The organism is Streptomyces syringium (assembly GCF_017876625.1).
GTDB classification, from domain to species: Bacteria; Actinomycetota; Actinomycetes; order Streptomycetales; family Streptomycetaceae; genus Streptomyces; species Streptomyces syringius.
The window spans coordinates 7,478,804-7,496,397 of record NZ_JAGIOH010000001.1 but is presented as its reverse complement, the minus strand read 5'-3'; the positions used below and the strand labels follow the sequence as shown (position 1 = coordinate 7,496,397).

Sequence of the window (17,594 nt, the reverse complement as noted above, 5' to 3'; positions counted from 1 at the left end):
ATGCCCGAGCCAGCCCCGCACCACCACGAGGACCCCGAGGTCAGCCGCCGCTCCGTGCTGAGGACCGCGGGCGCCGCCGGCGCCGGACTCGGCGTGGGTCTCGGCGGACTCGGCGCGGCGAGCGCCGCGGCCGCCCCCCAGGCCCCCGGCGCCCCGGAGCGGCAGGCGGCCGACGAGCCGGCCTGGCCGGCCCGCCAGGGCAAGACCATGATCGGCACACCGTTCGAGCGGCGCAGTACGGTCCGGGTCGGGATCATCGGCCTGGGCAATCGCGGCGATGCCATGACCGACCTCTTCCTCGCCGTCCCCGGTGTAAAGATCAACGCGCTGTGCGACCCGGTCAGAGCGAAGGCGGAGAAGGCCGCCGCGAAGGTCACGGCCGCGGGCCAGCCGGCGCCCGCCCTCTACACCAAGGGCGAGGACGACTACGAACAGCTCTGCGCGCGCGGTGATCTGGACTTCGTCTTCGTCGCGACGCCCTGGGAATGGCACTTCCCGATGGCCGAGGCGGCCTTGCTGAACGGCAAGCACGTCGGCGTCGAGTGCCCGATCGCCATGGAACTCGGCCAGCTGTGGCGGCTGGTGGACCTCTCGGAGCGCACCCGCCGGCACTGCATACAGATGGAGAACTGCTGTTACGGCAGAAACGAGATGCGGGTCCTGCGGATGGCGCACGCGGGTCTCTTCGGCGACCTCCTGCACGGGGCGGGCGCGTACATCCACGATCTGCGCGGTCTGATGTTCTCGCCGACGTACTACGAGGGCCCGTGGCGGCGGCTCTGGCACACCCGGCTCAAGGGCGACCTCTATCCCAACCACGGGTTCGGGCCGGTCGCCAACTACATGGACGTCAACCGCGGGGACCGCGCGGTGCGGATCACGACGTTCGGCTCCCCCGCCCTGGGACTGGCCGCCTATCGCGCGGAGCACATGCCGCCGGGCGACCCCAGCTGGAAGGAGAGCTATGTCCAGAGCGACATGTCGATCAGTCTCGTCCAGACGGCGAAGGGCCGGGTGATCCGGCTGGAGCACGCGGTCTCCAATCCGCATCCCTACAGCCGTCTGAACATTCTGGGCGGCACGAAGGGGGTCTTCGAGGACTACCCGCCGAGGATCTATCTCGAGCCGGAGATGTCCGACGACAGGTGGGGCGATTTCAAGAAGTACGAGAAGTGGGACCACTGGCTGTGGAAGGACCACGCCAATCCGCCCGGCGGGCACGGCGGCATGGACTACATCATGGTCTTCCGGCTGATGCAGTGCATGCGCCTGGGCCTGGTGCCCGACTTCGATGTGTACGACGCGGCCACCTGGACCGCTCCCGTGCCGCTCAGCCATGCCTCGATCAAGGCCCAGGGCGCGCCGCAGGCCATCCCCGACTTCACGCGGGGGCTGTGGCGGCAGGCCCGCCCGGGGATGGACTCCGCGAAGCCGTAGGGCTCGGCTCCCTGCTGCTTCTCGGTGCGGGGACACGGCGCGTCCCCGCACCGAGCGGTCACCGGCCGGGCGCGGCGGCGGCCTCGTCGGCCTCCAGTACCTCCAGTCCCGGGGGTAGCGCCCCCGTGTGGACGACGCCCAGCCGCTGCGTCGCCCGGGTGAGCGCGACATACAGGTCGCTCACCCCGAACTCCCCCGGTTCCGCCACGATCACCGTGTCGAATTCCAGGCCCTTGGCCTGCCTCGGGTCGAGCAGCACCACCGGGCTGGTCAGATCCGGGGAGGGGCCTGCGGAGGCGGCCGGGAGGGCCGCGGCCAGGGCGTCGTGGTGGTCGCGCGGGGCGATCACCGCGAGGCGGCCCTCCGCGCACGTCCGGCGGGCCACGGCCTCGGCGACCGCGCCGGGCAGGTCGCCGGTGTGCCGCGCCCACGGTCGTACGCCCGTGGAACGGATCGAGCGCGGGGGCTCGAACGTGGCGTCCACGGACCGGATCACACCGGCGGCGATCTCCATGATCTCCGTCGGCGTACGGTAGTTGACGCCCAGTTTGATGTGTTCCCAGCGGCCCTCGACGTACGGCGCGAGGATCGGCTCCCACGCGCCGCAACCGCCCGGTTCGGCGGTCTGCGCGGGGTCGCCGACCAGGGTCATCGAGCGGGTCGGGCAGCGGCGCATCAGCAGCCGCCACGCCATCGGGGACAGTTCCTGCGCCTCGTCCACGATGATGTGGCCGAACGCCCAGGTGCGGTCCGCGGCGGCGCGTTCGGCGGCGCTGCGGTGGTCGGCCTCCTCGTGCCGGTCGGCGAGCCGTTCCGCGTCGACCAGGTCGTGCGCGGCCAGCACCTCCGAGTCCTCGTCGTCGCGGTCCTCGAACTCCTGGGTGCGGGAGCCGTAGCTGAGGTCGAGGACGCCCTGCGCGTACGCGATGCGCTCCTGGCGCTCCGCCTCGGCGGCCGCGCGGGCCGCCGCGTCGTCCTCGCCGAGGAGTTCGGCTGCCTCGTCCAGCAGCGGGACGTCCGCGGGGGTCCAGTCGCCGCCGGTGCGGCGGATCGCCCGCGCGTCGGCCTCCGGCAGGTGGACGGGGTCGGTGAGGAAGTCGGCGACCAACTGCTCCGGTGTGAGCGCGGGCCACAGCTCGTCGATGGCCGAGCGCACCTCGGGGCTGGTGGCGATGGCCTTGCCGAGCTGGGCGATGTCGTCGGGGCCGAGGAGGTTCGGCCCGCCGTAGGGGTCCGCGCCGAGCCGGTCGGTCAGCTGCGCGGTCAGCGCGTCGATGACGCCGAACGCGAAGTACGGCCGGGCGAGGTTGTGCGGCAGCCCGGTCTCGCGGGCCCGTCGCCGGGCCTCGCGGGCGATTCCGGCGTCCAGCAGCAGCTCGCCGTCCTCGTGCTCGATCACGGTGACGGGGTCGGGCAGCGTCTGCCGGTCCCGCACGAAGCGCGCCAGCGCGCCGGCCATCGCTGCGCCGCCCTTGACGGCGGCGGCCCGGGCGGTGTCGGTTCCGGTGGCGGTCACACCGGGGAAGAGTTCGCCGGGCGTGGCGAGCAGGACGCCGGTCTCACCGAGGGAGGGCAGCACCTCCGAGATGTAGCCGAGGAACGCGGGGTTGGGCCCGACGATCAGCACGGCCCGGCGGGCCAGCTGCTCCCGGTGGGCATAGAGCAGGAACGCTGCCCGGTGCAGCGCCACGACGGTCTTCCCGGTGCCGGGGCCGCCCTCCACGACCAGGACGCCGTGGTGCGGGGCGCGGATGATGCGGTCCTGCTCGGCCTGGATGGTCTGCACGATGTCGTGCATCCGGCCGGTACGGGAGGCGTCCAGCGCGGCGAGCAGGACGGCGTCCGCGTCGCTTCCCTCATGGCCGGTGCGCAGAGTGTCGGCGAGGTCCAGGATCTCGTCGTGCAGAGCGGTGACCCGGTGGCCTTCGGTGGTGATGTGACGCCTGCGGCGCAGCCCCATGGGGGTGTACCCGGTGGCGAGGTAGAAGGGGCGGGCGACCTCCGCCCGCCAGTCGATGACGAGCGGGGTACGGTCCGCGTCGTCGCGCCGGATGCCGATCCGGCCGATGTGGTGATCGCGCCCGTCCCGGAACGCCAGCCGGCCGAAGCAGAGCCCGTTCTCCCCGGCGTTGAAGGCGGCGAGCAGCCCGGACTGCTCGGCGACCAGCACGTCCCGCTCCAGCCGCGCCTGGAGGCCGTTGCCCGCCGGGGCCAGGGCGTCCTTCACCGACGCCTCGGCCGCTGCCCGCAGTTCGGCCAGGCGGTCGTGGAGCAGATCGATGAATTCCTGCTCGTGCGCCCATTTCTCGTTTGACAATTCTGCTCCCACCCGGATATCATGGCCTCATAACGCTTCTCCATGCCATGAGTTCGTCAGGGCATGGAATTCTCCAATATACGCAGAGAATTACCCCGGCCGTCAATGCGGTCCGGGGTAATTTGTTTTTCGAGGCTGTGGCGCCCCTATGCGCGGGCCCCCTGCTCGGCGGTCGTGGAGACCCAGAAGCGCAGCTTCCGCCGTCGCTGGTCCTCGTAGACCCCGCCGCAGGCCTCGATCACCTTGCGGGAGGCGGCGTTGTCCGGGTCGCAGGTGATCAGGGCCCGGTCGATGCCGAGGCCACGGGCGACCGGGAGTGCGGCGCGCAGCATCGCCGTCGCGTGCCCGCGGCGGCGTGCGGAGGGCCGGACGTCGTAGCCGATGTGGCCTCCCCATTCCAGGAGCGGCGGGGTGAGGACATGGCGGATCGCCAGTCGGCCCAGGTAGGTGTCGCCGGCGACGTACCACAAGTGGGTGGACGGGGCATGGCCCTCGGGGCGAGGGGTGTCGGCGTGGGCGTCCGCGCGGAGCGCTTCCACGTACGCGGCGAAGACCCGCGGGTCGTGCCATCGGGTGCCGTACGCGCGTATGGCTCTGCCGACGTTGGAGTCGTCGCCCGGCCCTCCCCGGCCCTCGGCTCGGAACTCGGCCATGGCGTCGACGAACGAGCCGTGGACCCGTACGTCAGGTGTGATCAACTTCGTCATCGGGTCATTGTGCGGCGTCCCGCTCCTGTTCCACGTCTCATTTCTCGCCTCATTCCCTGAGCGACAGCTCCCAGAGCGTCTCCCAGGCGCAGGTGTGCGCGTAGTCGGGCGGAAGGTGACGTGCGTAGCGTTCCTGGGCGATGGTCGTCTGGCTCACCATGCTGCGGGTCAGTGCGAGGTTCTCCCGCTCGTCCCGGCCGGGGGCGTAGCCCGCGACGAACACGTCGAAGGGCACGCCCTCGCCGAGGTGAGCGAGCGCGGTGCCGAGGCTTCTGAGGGGGCCGGTCATATGGCGGCGGGCCGCGCTGTGGAACTGTCCGTCCCGTCGGTAGGACTGGTCCAGGAGCATGCACACGGCCCAGTAGTGCAGATTCGCCAGGTGGCGCAGGGCGGGTACGGTCTCGTCGCGGACGGGCTCGCCGGACGGGGGCAGGCCGGTGGCGTGATGGAGGGGGATCACCGGGTGGTCCGGGCTGTCCGGGTCCCACACCTGCTGGGCGCCGAGCAGAGCCGGGTGGGTTCCTTCGAACAGGGCGCGGAACAGGGCGAAGTGTTCGCTCTCGCCCTCCTCGCGGAGGACGTCGAGCCGGGCCCGCCAGGTGGGGTAGTCGAGGCGGTCGGGTTCGCGTTGCTCCAGGAGGTCGAGGACTCTGCCGACCTTGCGGTAGAGGCTGCCTACCTGGTTGGGGCGCGGCCGCGGCTCCGTGCCCGCGCCGAGCACCGCGTAGAGCTTCTCGATGAAGGCACGGTCCTCGGGTGTGTGCGGCCGGTCGGGGTCGACCGCGTCCGGTGACGCCTCCACGTAGACGTATTTCGCGAGGGACTCGAGGCTCAGCGGCTCCAGCACGAAGTCGAAGGGGTAGATGTCCTGCTCGTAGGGGAACTGCTGCCGCCCGAGGTGGGGTGCCGAACCCAGGGCCACCAGAAGGCCGTTGACGATGTCGAGGTGGGTCATCTCCTCGATCGCCACGCCCAGCAGATGCAGCGGCCGGCCGCCGTAGCGGTGGCTGGGCCAGCCGGCGAGGCGGGTGTAGCGGGGCACCTTCACCGAGAAGGCCGCATACAGGTACTGGACGAGCAGGGAGTGCTCGATCTCGGCGCCGTCGCGCAGCAGCCGGACCAGCTCGAGAGTCGGGTCGTCGAAGAGCGGGGTGTACCCGAGCGCGTCCGCCTCCTCGGCCGACAGCCGGGCCGTCGCCGTCCGGGCGGGCGGGCCGGTCCCCGGTGTCGGGGCCGGGCCGGCCCGGCGCTCGTCCGCGGCGGCCGACGCGACGGCGACGACCGCCTCCCGGTACCGGTGGTAGCCGGTGCAGCGGCATACGTGCGGGCCGAGCACGGCGTCGACGAGCGCTTCCACACCCTGCTCGTCGCTCTCGCCCGCGGCGTGTTCGACGGCGACGCGGCCCGCGATCGCGAAGCCGGGGGCGCAGTAGCCGCATTGGAAGGCGTCCCGTTCGAGGAACGCCTCCTGGACCGGGTGCAGGGTGTCCCCCGTCGCGAGCCCCTCGACGGTGACGATGTCCCATCCGCGCACGTGCCGCATGCTCGTCATGCAGGACTGCCGTGTCACCAGCGCGGCGCCGGGGTGGGCGCGGACGGCGACGGTGCAGGCGCGGCACTCGCCGATCGAGCAGCCGATCTTGGTGCCGGTCAGTCCCAGGTCCTCGTGCAGGAAGTGCACGAGCGACATGTCGCCCGGGACGTCCCGTCCGGTGTGACGGGTGCCGTTGACGGTGAGGTCGAGCGCGGTCTGCGGTTCCTGCATCACGGCCGTCCGGCGGGGAGGGGGAGGTCGGCCACCCGGATCGGGGTGGTGGCGGGCCAGCAGCGGTCGCCGGTGTGGCCGAGGGCGTGGGCGACCGCGTTGGCGATGGCGGGGCTGACGGTCGTCATGGTGGCCTCGCCGATGCCCTTGTGGCGCAGCACGGGGCCGCTGCCCGCCAGCACACCGTCCGGGGGCAGGGGGACGAGGACCGTCTCCCGCCGGATGGCGGTGATGTCGGCGTAGCGCGGCAGGCGGTAGCGGTCGAAATTGACGAAGGGGCCGGTGCCCGCTTCCTCGGGCAGTTCCTCGAAGAGGGTGTGCGAGATGCCCATCGCGAGTCCGCCTTCCACCTGCCCTTCGATCACCGAAGGCAGCAGGGGGTCGCCGGCGTCGAGGAAGGTGACGGCGTCGACGACGCGGAGCGTCCCCTGCCGGGGGGAGATCTCCACGCCGACGAGGTGCCCGGCCGCCGCGTACAGGGACCGCGGGACCGTCGCTTTTCCCGGTCCCTTGTCGGGAGGCGGTCGCAGCGGCTCTGCGTAGTCCTGGAGCACGACCTGGCCTTGGGGGGAGGTCGCGAAGCCCAGCGCGTCGATGTCCATCGCGTGACCGGGCCCGTCGGTCCGGAACGTGGCCGACGACCAGCCGTTGCAGAAGTAGCCGTGCGCGATGGCGTAGGTCGCCTGTCCGGTGCGCCGGAGTTCCGCGACCAGCGCGGCCAGCGGGACGGGTGCGTGGCCGGGCAGGTGGAAGGCGCCGTCGCGCCAGGCGGCGAGCAGCACGTCCGCGGCGAGGCCGGGCAGGCCCAGCAGCGTGCGCGCCGCCGGCACGAGCCGCAGCCGCAGCAGCGCGCGGCACGTCTCCCGCAGGACGTGCACATGGAAGAACGCCGTCTTGGAGGCGCTGCTCGCGCCGTGCCCCAGCTTGATCCCCGCGGGGCCGTGCTTGCCCAGAGCCTCGACCTGCTTCTCGAACCTCTCGAAGGGGCCGACCACGCCCAGGCGGACGTCCACGGGCGCGCCGAGGAGTTCGCGGGCGGCGTGTTCCAGGGAGCGGCGGGCTCCCTGGCCCATGTCCACGTTCTGTCCCCACACCTCGACGTGTCCGTCGTCGGTGAGGTGGACGGCGCTGTAGACGCTGTCCTGGCTGGTGCCGAACGCTTCCATGCAGCAGGCGAAGCCCACGCCGTAGAGGGTGCCGTCGGCGGGCCGGGGATCGTTGCGGGTGCGCCAGAGCGGGTGTTCCAGCGCGGCGGCGCAGATCTCGGCGTTCGCGACGTGGAACCGCAGGGGTGTCCCGGCGAGGTCGACGTCGCCGCCCGGGCCGGTGCCGGGGCGCAGGACGTTGGCGAGGCGGAAGGCGATGGGGTCCTGGCCCAGGCGCAGCACGGCGAGGCGGTCGAGGGCGGTTTCGAGGTTGAACGCGACCTGCGGGATGCCGAATCCCCTCATCGATCCGACGGCGGGGATGGCCCGTTCGAGCACGACGCCGTGGACCGAGGCGCGCGGGACGCGGTAGGGGCCGGTGGCGTGCAGGGCCGCGAGTCCGAGGACGGCGCCGTTGAGATTGGCCTCGACGCCGCCCCGCAGGACGATGAAGGAGCGCATGGCCCGCAGCCGTCCGTCGGGGCCGGTGCGGACCCAGCTGCGCACGGCCGACCCGTGGCGTTTGAGGCCGCCCTGGAATTGCTCGCGTCGGTCGTAGGCCAGCCGGACCGGCCCCGGGGAGAAGACCGCGGCGAGCGCGAGGTAGAAGGCGAAGGGCGACTTGTCCCGCCCGCCGAAGCCACCGCCGCTGTCGGTCGTCGTCAGCCGGATGGACGTCACCGCCGGGTTGCCGCCGCCGAGGAGTCTGCGCAGATCGGGCACGTCGCCGTGCGGGGACTGGGTGCCGAGGAGCAGGTGCAGGGTTTTGGTCGTACGGTCCAGCCAGCCGAGTCCGGATTCGGGCTCCAGGAACGCCGGGTCGGTCTGCTGGGTGAAGGTCGTCGTGACGAGCTGGGTTTCCGTGGGGTCGGCCGGCTCGGCGTCGAGTGCCTTGAACAGCTCGTCCGCCTCCAGGTCGGGCTCGCCGCCGCGGATGAAGGAAATGCCGTCGAACCTGCTGATCCGCCCCCGGTTCCAGTGGGAGTACCCCTGGGGAACGGTGGTGTCCAGGAGGTAGTGCGCTTGGCGCTGGGCGCCGGTGGCCCGCAGGCGTGTCCAGTCCTCCAGCTCCTGCGCGGGCGTGGGGGCCGGGCCGGTCGCCTGAGGTGGTCCGTACACCAGGGGGCCCGCGTCCTCGCGCAGTTCCTGCGCGGCGCGGCGGAAGCGCACGAAGTCGCCGTAGAGGGCGATGGCGACGGGTTGCCCGAGGTAGTCGGCCACTTCTCCCTCGGGGAGCAGGGCCTGCACGGACTCGGCGGAGATCTCGTTGCGGTAGGGCGGGGAGGGGAGGTCCTGGGCCCGGACGAGCCGGTCGGGTCGCAGCTCGGCGGGGAGCAGACCGAGGTCGAGGCGGAGGTAGGGCCGGTCGACGTGGCTGCTGCGCAGCAGCAGGGCGTGGGCGCAGTCGGCGGGCCATCCCTCGGCGGCGAGGTCGCGCGGGCGGTAGTCGCTCGCGAAGACCTTCGCTCCGGTGACCTTCCGCAGCCGGGCGTCGGCCGGGGGCTCAGCCACGGCGGCCCGCCGGGGCGGCGCCGTGCGGGACGGCGCCGGGGCATCCGGGCGCGCGGGGATCGTCGTCCATGTTCCGACCTCGCCCCGCGGCCCGTGAACGGCCGCGGCGGCATGGGAGACATTACGGTCGGCTCCACTCCAACACAGCCGCATGCACCCGGCAACGCGGGCCGGGCAGCCGTGGTGGTCCCCACGAGCAGCCGCGCATCGTCCGGTTGAAGCCGCTGGTGACCTCCGGCAGCGTCGACGACCTCGAAGCGGCCGCCCCGGCCGGGTGACATCGCCTGCGCCGGGCGACGCCGCCGCGTCTCACGCGTCGACGGCACCGCCGTGGGAGCGGAGACCGGCCAGGAGGACGTCGTACGCCCGGCGGCGCTGCCCGGCGGAGGCGGCCGAGTCGGCCATGCGCATGAACGCGGCGATGTCCTCCACCGTCGCGTCGGTGCGCAACAGCCCCTCGCGCCGGGCGCGTTCGACGACCGGGCCGATCAGCTCGACGGTGGCCCGCAGCCCGTGCTCGGCCGCCCGTGGGCCGGTGCGGCACAGGATGTCGAAGAGCGCGCGGTCCTCCTCGTGCGGAACGCAGCCCCGGGTGAAGACGGTACGGAACGCCGTCCAGCCGTCGGTGATGCCCACGGCCTGCTCGGCGGCGTTCCGGGCGCCTTCGGACAGTTCGTCGAGCAGCGCGTCGACCAGGTCGTCCTTGGTCGGGAAGTGCCGGTAGAAGGTGGTCGCGCCGACGCCCGCGCGGCGGGCGATCCCGTCGATGCCGGCGTCCGGGCCCAGGTCCGAGAACGCCTCGCGGGCGGCGTCGAGCAGCCGTCGCCGGTTGCGGGCCTGATCCTTGCGGGGCCCGCGCACCGTGGTGGCCTGCGGCGCATCGGCCATGGTCCCTCCCTCACGAAGAAGCGGCGGCCACACTACCGTTTCTTCGTTCCCGAGGCGCCCGCCCCGAGCGGGGCGTCAGACTCCGCTCAGCCGGTGCGGTGACGGGCGCAGGTACACGGTCCAGGTCAGGGCCGAGCAGACGAGGTAGAAGGCGAGAAAGGCGAGGTAGGCCGCGTCGCCGTTGTGGGCGGTGAGGAAACTCTGCCGGAAGGCGACGTTGACGAGCACGCCACCGAAGGCACCGATCGCGCCCGCGAGGCCGATCAGGGCGGTGGCGTGGCGCTGGGCGGTGGCCTCGGCCGCAGCGGGAACAGTGCCGTCGGCGAGGGCGCGGTGGCGGGCCTTGGCGCGGTGCAGCGCGGGGATCATGCGGTAGGTGGAGCCGTTGCCGATGCCACTGAGGACGAACAGCGCGGCGAACGCGGCGAGGAAGAGCGCCGGGAGATGGAGCCGGGAGGCGGTGAGGATCAGAGCGGTGCCGACGGCCATGGCCGCGAAGGTCGCCAGGGTCACCCGCGCACCGCCGAGGCGGTCGGCCCAGGCACCGCCGAAGGGCCGGGCGAGCGAGCCGAGCAGCGGGCCCAGCACCGTCAGGCAGGCCACCTTGACCGGGGTGTCGAGCTGGTGGTGGAACTGCGCCTGGAGGACCAGCCCGAAGGCGAAGCTGAAGCCGATGAACGAGCCGAACGTGCCCAGGTACAGCAGTGACATCACCCAGGTGTGACGGTCCCGGGTGATCTCGCGCAGGGCGGGCCCGGTCTCCCGGGTGGTGGGCACGTTGTCCATGCGCAGGGCGGCCACGACGGTGGTCAGGGCGATCAGCGGGAGGTAGATCAGGGGCAGCAGGCGCGGGTGCGCGGCGCCTGCGGTGGCGAGGATCAGCAGGCCGACGAGCTGCACGGCGGGGACGCCGAGGTTGCCGCCGCCCGCGTTGACGCCCAGGGCACGGCCCTTGAGCCGCTGCGGGTAGAAGGCGTTGATGTTGGCCATGGAGGAGGCGAAGTTGCCGCCGCCGACGCCGGCCACGGCCGCGGCGACGAGCAGCGTGGAGTAGGAGACGCCGGGTTCGAGGACGACGGCGACGAACGCGGTGGGGATCAGGAGCAGCAGGGCGCTGACGACGGTCCAGTTGCGGCCGCCGAAGCGGCCGACCGCGGCGGTGTAGGGCAGGCGCAGGGCCGCGCCGACGGCCGTGGGGACGGCGGTGAGGGTGAATTTTCCGGCGGCGTCGATGCCGTATTCCGGGCCGAGGAAGAGCACGAGGACCGACCACATGCTCCAGATCGAGAAGCCGATGTGTTCGGTGAGGACGGACAGCCACAGATTGCGCCGGGCGACGCGGGCGCCGACGCGTTCCCAGAACGCGGGGTCCTCGGGGCGCCATTCGGTGAGGGTGCGGGCCCGTGCGGGTGCTGCGGGCCGCGGGGGTGGTGGCGGGGTGGCCGGCCCGGTGGTCCGCACGGGCCAGGTGCGCAGGGCGGCGGGGGTGCCGTCGGGGGCGCTCTCCTCGTCGAGGCAGTCGCCGGTGCGCAGGTCGAATGCCTGCTTGTACATGGGTGAGGTCACCACGGGGGTGCCGGCGCGGCTGCCGGTGACCCCGCGGGAGATGACGTACGCGCCGCTGAAGGGGTCGCGGTTGGCGAGGGCGTGGAGCGCTCCGTCGGCGTCGCGGAAGAGGGCGACCTGTTCGCCGCCGACGAGAGCGGTGACGCCCCGGCCGGGGGTGAGGTCGCCGTAGCGGCAGACGCCGGTCCAGGTGTCGCCGTCGCCGATCTCGACGAGCGCGTCCGGGGCGGGAGCCGCGGCTGCCGTCTCCCCCGGTGGGTCCTGCGCTCGCGCGGGCTGCTCGGTGGGGGCCGTGGGGGCGTGAGCGGTGTCGGTCATGGGGTACGCACCTTCAGGGCGGGGCCGGCGATCAGGGGTGCGGACGGGGCCGTGCCGTCCGCGTCGCCGGGGCGGGCGGGTCGGATCTGGGCGCGTTCGGGGACGAAGCGCACGGCGGGGTCGGGGGTGCCGGGGGCGTTGACGAAGGAGGCGAAGCGGCGCAGGCGTTCGGGGTCGTCCAGGGTCGCGGCCCATTCGTCCTGGTAGGTGCCCACGTGGCGGTCCATCAGCGCGTCGAGTTCGGCGCAGATGCCCAGGGCGTCGTCGAGGATCACGGCGCGGAGGTGGTCGAGGCCGCCTTCGAGTCGCTCGATCCAGGGGGCGGTGCGCTCGAGCCGGTCGGCGGTGCGGATGTAGAACATCAGGAAGCGGTCGATGGTGCGGATGAGTGTGGTGCGGTCGACGTCCTGGACCAGCAGGTCGGCGTGGCGGGGTGTCATGCCGCCGTTGCCGCCGACGTAGAGGTTCCAGCCGGTGGAGGTGGCGATGACGCCGAAGTCCTTGCTCTGTGCCTCGGCGCACTCGCGGGCGCAGCCGGAGACGGCGGACTTGAGTTTGTGCGGGGCGCGCAGGCCCCGGTAGCGCAGTTCGAGGTCGATGGCGAGGGCGACGGAGTCCTGTACGCCGTAGCGGCACCAGGTGTGCCCGACGCAGGACTTCACGGTGCGCAGGGCCTTGCCGTAGGCGTGGCCGGACTCGAATCCGGCGTCCACCAGGCGGCGCCAGATCGCGGGCAGTTGGTCGACGGTCGCGCCGAACATGTCGATGCGCTGGCCGCCGGTGATTTTGGTGTAGAGGCCGAAGTCGCGGGCGATCTCGCCGATGGTGATGAGTCCGTCGGGGGTGATCTCGCCGCCGGGGACGCGGGGGACGACGGAGTAGGAGCCGTTGCGCTGGAGGTTGGCGAGGAAATGGTCGTTGGTGTCCTGGAGGGCGGCCTGTTCGCCGTCGAGGATGTAGGGGGTGTCCCCCAGGGTCGCCAGGATGGAGGCGACGGTGGGTTTGCAGACGGCGCAGCCCTGGCCGCTGCCGTGCTCGGCGAGGAGCCGGGTGAAGGTGGTGATGCCCTTGACCCGGATGATCTCGTACAGCTCGGCGCGGGTGTGGGTGAAGTGTTCGCACAGGCCCCGGGCCGTCTCGGTGCCGGTGGCGGCGAGTTCGTCGGTGACGAGGGTGGTGAGGGCCTTCTCGCAGCTGCCGCAGCCGGTGCCGGCCTTGGTGCACTTCTTGACGGCGGCGACCGTGGCGCAGCCGCCCTCGCCGACGGCGGCGCGGATCGTGCCTTTGCTGACGTTGTGGCAGGAGCAGATGACCGCGTCGTCGGGCAGGGCCGCGGCTCCCGCCGGGCCGCCCGCGGGTCCGGCCGAGTCGGGCAGCAGGAGCTGTTCGGGCGGTACGGACAGGGGGGCGCGGCTCCCGGCGAGCGGCCGGAGGGTGGCGTAGGAGTCGGCGTCCCCGACGAGGATGCCGCCGAGCAGGCTGCCGTCCGGGCCGATGACGAGTTTTTTGTAGACGCCGGCCCGGCTGTCGGCGTAGAGGACGTCGAGTGCGCCTTCGGTGGTGCCGTGGGCGTCGCCGAAGCTGGCGACGTCGACGCCGAGGAGTTTGAGTTTGGTGGAGGTGTCGGCGCCGGTGAACTCACTGTCCTCGCCGTCCAGTCGGCGGGCCGCGGTCTCCGCCATGGCGTAGCCGGGGGCCACGAGTCCGTAGACCCGGCCGTCGGCGGCGAGGGCGCATTCGCCGATGGCGTGGACGCGGGGGTCGGCGGTGCGGCAGCCGGTGTCGACGACGATGCCGCCGCGGTCGCCGACGGGCAGTCCGCAGTCGCGGGCGAGCTGGTCCCTGGGCCGTACGCCCGCGGAGAAGACGACGAGGTCCGCGTCGAGGACGGTGCCGTCGGAGAGGGCCAGGGCGCGGACCCGGCCGTCGGCGTCCGTGTCGATGCGTTCGGCGCCGGCTCCGGTGTGGACGGACACCCCCAGCTCTTCGATCTTGCGGCGCAGGGCGGCACCTCCGGCGTCGTCGATCTGGAGGGCCATCAGGCGGGGGGCGAATTCGACGACGTGGGTCCGCAGTCCGAGGGCGCGCAGGGCTCCGGCGGCCTCCAGGCCGAGGAGTCCGCCGCCGACGACGACGCCGGTGCGCGCGCCGGCGGCGCGGGAGCGGATGGCGGCGACGTCCTCGATGGTGCGGTAGACGTGGCAGCCGTCGGCGTCGTGGCCGGGGACGGGCGGCACGAAGGGGTACGAGCCGGTGGCCAGGACCAGGGCGTCGTAGCCGATCCGGGCGCCGGACGCGGTGGTGACGGTGCTCCCTTCGCGGTCGATGGCGGTGGCGGGCTCCCCCAGGCGCAGGTCGATGCCGTGCGCGTCGAGGAAGCCGGGCGGGGTGAGGGCCAGTTCCTCGGCGCGGGTGCCGGTGAAGGTGGCGGTGAGGTGCACGCGGTCGTAGGCGGGCCGGGGTTCCTCGGCCAGTACGGTGACGTGCCACCGGCGGTCGGCGCCCTCCTGCTCGTACAGCGCTTCCAGGAAGCGCTGGCCGACCATGCCGTGCCCGACGAGGACGAGGCGGCGGCGGGTGTCGGTGGCGTCGGACGGTCGCGTCACGGGCGGGCTCCTTCGTGGATCAGGTACAGGGGGTCGGCGGGGAGGTCCTCGTCGCGCTGCCACACGGCGAGCAGGTCGCCGAGGGTGGTGAGGTCGCCGAGCAGGACGGCGCCCGCCAGCCGGTCGCCGTGCCGGACGAGCTTCTTGTGGGTGCCGCGGGTGGCGTCGGCGAGGCGCAGCACCTCGTGGTCCCCGTGGTGTTCGGCGGCCGGGTCGCCGAAGGCGGCCAGGTGCACGGGGCCCGCCGTCAGCCGGGTCGGGGGGCGGGTGCCGGTGTAGCGGGCGTGCGGGTCGGCGCCCGAGAGGAGGGCGGCGAGGGTGTCCGCCTGCCGCCAGGCGGGGTCCGCTAGGCCGTGGACGACGCCCCGGTGTTCGGCGCAGTCGCCGAGGGCGTGGATGTCGGGGGCGGAGGTCGCCAGGCGGTCGTCGACGACGATCCCGTGGCGCACGTCGAGCCCGGCGGCCCGGGCCAGACGGGTGCGGGGGCGGACGCCGCAGGTCAGGAGCACGAGATCGGCGGACAGCTGGGAGCCGTCGGCCAGTTCGACGGCGGTCACCCGGCCGGTGCCGTGCAGGGCGCGGGCCTCCTCGCCCGGGTGGGTGCCGATGCCGAGGCCGGTCAGCTGGTGGCGCAGTGCCGCCGCCGACTGGGCGTCGAGGTGGCGGTCCATCAGGTGGGTTTCGTTGTGGACGATCTCGACGTGCGGGCCGAGGGTGGCGAGGGCCCGGGCGGCGCTGACGCCCAGCACTCCCCCGCCGATGACGACGGCCCGGGTGGCCCGTGCGGCGGCCGCGGCGAGGCGTCGGCAGTCGGCGAGCGTGCGCAGGACGTGCACGCCGCCGAGGAGGCCGCCGTCCGGTGTGCGCGAGCCCGGCAGGGGCGGCCGCACGGGGCTCGCCCCGGTGGCCAGGACGAGGGTGTCGTAGGCGGTGTGTTCCCCGTCCGCGAGGACGAGCTTGCGCGCGCCGGTGTCGAGGGCGACGACTTCGGTGCCGGTACGGAGCGTGGTGCCCGGGCCGTAGGGGAGGTCGACGTCGGCGTAGCGGCCGGTGAGGACCTCGGTGAGCAGGGTCCGGTTGTAGGGGGCGTCGGGTTCGGCTCCGTAGAGCGTCAGCTCGATGTCCTCGGGGCCGCTGTGGGTCGTCAGTTGTCGGGCGAAGCGGGCGGCGGCCATGCCGGCGCCGATGACCGCGATCCGGTGGGGGCTCATGACTGCTCTCCGGTGGTCGCCTTCTCCACCCGGACGGCACATACCTTGAATTCGGGCATTTTCGATACCGGGTCGAGTGCGGGGTTGGTCAGGGTGTTGGCGCGGCCGGGACCGGGCCAGTGGAAGGGCATGAAGACGGTGTCGGGGCGGATGGTGTCGGTGATGCGGGCGGGTGCCAGGGCCCGGCCGCGGCGGCTGGTGACGGCCAGGAGCTGGCCGTCGGTGACGCCGAGGCGGGTCGCGAGCCGGGGGTGGAGTTCGACGAAGGGTCCGGGCGCGGCCGCGTTGAGTTCGGGCACGCGCCGGGTCTGCGCGCCGCTCTGGTACTGGGCGGTGACCCGGCCGGTGGTCAGGTGCAGCGGGTAGTGGGCGTCGGGTTCCTCGGCGGCCGGCCGGTGGGAGACGGCGGCGAAGCGGGCCCGGCCGTCGGGGGTGGCGAAGCGGTCGAGGAAGAGGCGCGGGGTGCCCGGGTGCGCGGGGTGGGGGCAGGGCCAGAAGACGCCGTCCTCGGCCCGGATCCGTCGGTAGCTGATGCCCGCGTAGTCGGCCGGGCCGCCCGCGGAGGCGCGCCGCAGCTCCTCGAACACCTCTTGCGGGTCGTCGGGGAAGCCCTGGGGGACGCCGAGGCGCTCGGCGAGCCCGTGCAGCACCTCCAGGTCGGTGCGGACGCCGTCGGGCGGGGTGACGGCGGCCTGGCGCAGGATGACCCGGCCCTCCAGGTTGGTGGTGGTGCCGGTCTCCTCGGCCCACTGCGCCACGGGCAGGACCACGTCGGCCAGTGCCGCGGTCTCCGAGAGCACGACGTCGCTGACGGCGAGGAAGTCCAGTGCCGCGAGGCGTTCGGTGATGTGGGACGCGCGCGGGGCGGACACCACCGGGTTGGAGCCCGCCACCAGCAGGGCCCTGACGCCGCCGGGGGTACCGAGGCGGTCCAGCAGCTCGTAGGCGCTCACCCCCGGGCCCGGCAGCGTGCCGGGGTCCACGCCCCAGACCTTCGCGACGTGGGCGCGTGCCGCGGGGTCGGTGAGGGAGCGGTAGCCGGGCAGTTGGTCGGCCTTCTGGCCGTGTTCGCGCCCGCCCTGGCCGTTGCCCTGGCCGGTCAGGCAGCCGTAGCCGCTGCCGGGGCGGCCGGCCTTGCCGGTGGCCAGGCACAGGTTGATCCACGCTCCGACGGTGTCGGTGCCCTTGCTGTGCTGCTCGGCGCCCCGGGCGGTGAGGACCATGGCGGTGGGGGCGTCGGCGAACCGGCGGACCACCTCGCGCATCAGCGGCACCGGTACCCCGGTGAGCTGTTCGACCCGCTCGGGCCAGTGCGCCATGGCCGCCGCCCGGGCCTGTTCGAAGCCGGTGGTGCGGTCGGCGATGTACTCCTCGTCCAGGTGGCCGTCGGCGATGGCCAGGTGCAGCAGTCCCAGGGCGAGCGCGAGGTCGGTGCCCGGCACCGGGCGCAGGTGCGTGTCGGCCTGTTCGGCGGTGCGGGTGCGGCGCGGGTCGACGACGATCAGATGGCCGCCGTTGCGGCGCAGTTCGGTGAAGTACCGCAGCAGCGGCGGCATGGTCTCGGCGGGGTTGGCGCCGACCAGGATGACGCACCCGGCCGTGGCGATGTCCTCGACGGGGAAGGGCAGCCCCCGGTCGATGCCGAACGCGGCCCGGTGGGCCGCGGCGGCGGACGACATGCAGAAGCGGCCGTTGTAGTCGATGTGCGGGGTGCGCAGCACGACGCGCGCGAACTTGCCCAGCAGATAGGCCTTTTCGTTGGTCAGTCCGCCGCCGCCGAAGACGCCGGTGGCCGCACGCCCGTAGCGGGTGGCGGTCTCTTCGAGCCCGGCCGCGACCCGGTGCAGGGCCTCGTCCCACGACGCCGGCACAAGGGTGCCGGTGGCCGGGTCGCGGACGAGCGGGGCCGTCAGCCGCACGGCCGGGTCCAGGACGGCGGCGGCGGTGCGGCCCTTGCCGCACAGCGCGCCCCGGTTGACGGGGAAGCCGGGGCGCTCGACGACCTCCACGGGCGGCACGCCGGGGCCGGCGCCGGGGGGAGGGAGTCGCAGCCCCATGCCGCACTGCAGTGCGCAGTACGGGCAGTGCGTGTCGGTCGTCGTCATGCCGACCAGGTTGGTCC

General features: G+C 73.3%; 10 protein-coding genes. 1 reads left to right on the top strand and 9 read right to left on the bottom strand.

Going from position 1 to position 17,594, the window contains the following annotated elements:
• Positions 1 to 1,437, top strand: coding sequence for a Gfo/Idh/MocA family protein (locus JO379_RS31945; protein WP_209518243.1), 1,437 nt, complete (start codon positions 1 to 3; stop codon positions 1,435 to 1,437).
• Between the two features lie 58 nt (positions 1,438 to 1,495).
• Here JO379_RS31945 and JO379_RS31940 read toward each other — a convergent pair whose 3' ends face one another.
• The 9 genes from JO379_RS31940 to JO379_RS31900 all read right to left on the bottom strand — a co-directional run bounded on the left by JO379_RS31940 (position 1,496) and on the right by JO379_RS31900 (position 17,577).
• On the bottom strand, positions 1,496 to 3,754 hold the full coding sequence (locus JO379_RS31940) for a HelD family protein (protein WP_209518241.1): 2,259 nt from the start codon (positions 3,752 to 3,754) through the stop codon (positions 1,496 to 1,498).
• 146 nt (positions 3,755 to 3,900) lie between these two features.
• Complete coding sequence (locus tag JO379_RS31935) at positions 3,901 to 4,461, bottom strand: GNAT family N-acetyltransferase (protein ID WP_209518239.1); 561 nt, start codon at positions 4,459 to 4,461, stop codon at positions 3,901 to 3,903.
• Positions 4,462 to 4,510: 49 nt separating this feature from the next.
• Positions 4,511 to 6,226, bottom strand: a complete 1,716-nt coding sequence (locus JO379_RS31930; protein WP_130880497.1) for a 2Fe-2S iron-sulfur cluster-binding protein — start codon at positions 6,224 to 6,226, stop codon at positions 4,511 to 4,513.
• Positions 6,226 to 8,883 carry a xanthine dehydrogenase family protein molybdopterin-binding subunit gene (locus JO379_RS31925; RefSeq protein ID WP_209518237.1) on the bottom strand — a complete coding sequence of 886 codons (2,658 nt, stop codon included), beginning with the start codon at positions 8,881 to 8,883 and terminating at the stop codon, positions 6,226 to 6,228. The genes JO379_RS31930 and JO379_RS31925 overlap by 1 nt, the downstream gene beginning before the upstream one ends.
• Positions 8,884 to 9,192: 309 nt before the next feature.
• A complete protein-coding gene (locus JO379_RS31920; RefSeq protein WP_130880495.1) occupies positions 9,193 to 9,771 on the bottom strand; it encodes a TetR/AcrR family transcriptional regulator in 579 nt (192 codons plus the stop codon).
• A 75-nt stretch (positions 9,772 to 9,846) separates the two neighbouring features.
• Positions 9,847 to 11,655, bottom strand: coding sequence for an MFS transporter (locus JO379_RS31915; RefSeq protein ID WP_372449127.1), 1,809 nt, complete (start codon positions 11,653 to 11,655; stop codon positions 9,847 to 9,849).
• Positions 11,652 to 14,201, bottom strand: coding sequence for a nitrite reductase large subunit NirB (nirB, locus tag JO379_RS31910; protein WP_207304012.1), 2,550 nt, complete (start codon positions 14,199 to 14,201; stop codon positions 11,652 to 11,654). Before nirB ends, JO379_RS31915 begins: the two co-directional genes overlap by 4 nt.
• Before the next feature lie 56 nt (positions 14,202 to 14,257).
• Positions 14,258 to 15,472, bottom strand: coding sequence for an NAD(P)/FAD-dependent oxidoreductase (locus JO379_RS31905; protein ID WP_209518235.1), 1,215 nt, complete (start codon positions 15,470 to 15,472; stop codon positions 14,258 to 14,260).
• Complete coding sequence (locus tag JO379_RS31900) at positions 15,469 to 17,577, bottom strand: molybdopterin oxidoreductase family protein (protein WP_209518233.1); 2,109 nt, start codon at positions 17,575 to 17,577, stop codon at positions 15,469 to 15,471. Before JO379_RS31900 ends, JO379_RS31905 begins: the two co-directional genes overlap by 4 nt.
• Positions 17,578 to 17,594: the final 17 nt, after the last annotated feature.